The sequence below is a fragment of the Stenotrophomonas sp. HMWF003 genome (assembly GCF_003061285.1).
Lineage (GTDB): Bacteria > Pseudomonadota > Gammaproteobacteria > Xanthomonadales > Xanthomonadaceae > Stenotrophomonas > Stenotrophomonas maltophilia_AP.
The window spans coordinates 25,601-26,170 of sequence record NZ_QAIW01000378.1 but is presented as its reverse complement, the minus strand read 5'-3'; the positions used below and the strand labels follow the sequence as shown (position 1 = coordinate 26,170).

Sequence of the window (570 nt, the reverse complement as noted above, 5' to 3'; positions counted from 1 at the left end):
ACCCAGTATCTGTCATCGGCGTGAACATCGTGCTTCACGTGCGACGATATGCCGCGTCGACCATGAACCCATGGGCCGGACGGCCGGCCCCCGCCAAGGAGTCCTTGCATGACCCGCGATACCCTGCCCCACCTGGTGATCATCGGTGGAGGCTTCGCCGGCCTCTGGGCCACCCGGGCATTGGCCAGCGCGCGCGTGCGCATCACCCTGGTAGACCGTCGCAACCACCATCTGTTCCAGCCGCTGCTGTACCAGGTGGCCACTGCCGGGCTGTCGGCGCCGGATATCGCCGCGCCGCTGCGCCACATCCTGGGCGACCAGCGCAACGTGGAAGTGCGCCTGGGCGAAGTGACCTCGATCGACAAGCAGACCCGGCAGATCACCCTGGCCGATGGCAGCCACCTGGGCTACGACACGCTGATGCTGTGCACCGGCGCCACCCACGCCTACTTCGGCCACGACGAATGGGCCGCCGATGCGCCCGGGCTGAAAACCCTGGACGATGCCATCGCGCTGCGCCGCAAGCTGCTGCTGGCCTTCGAGCGCGCCGAGGCCGAGCCCGATCCCGCC

1 protein-coding gene is annotated in these 570 nt (G+C 68.6%); it reads left to right on the top strand.

Annotated features, from left to right (window positions below; all coding sequences use genetic code 11):
• Nucleotides 1-108: 108 nt before the first annotated feature.
• On the top strand, nt 109-570 hold a 462-nt coding region (locus DBR34_RS23440), incomplete at its 3' end, for an FAD-dependent oxidoreductase (protein WP_258224009.1).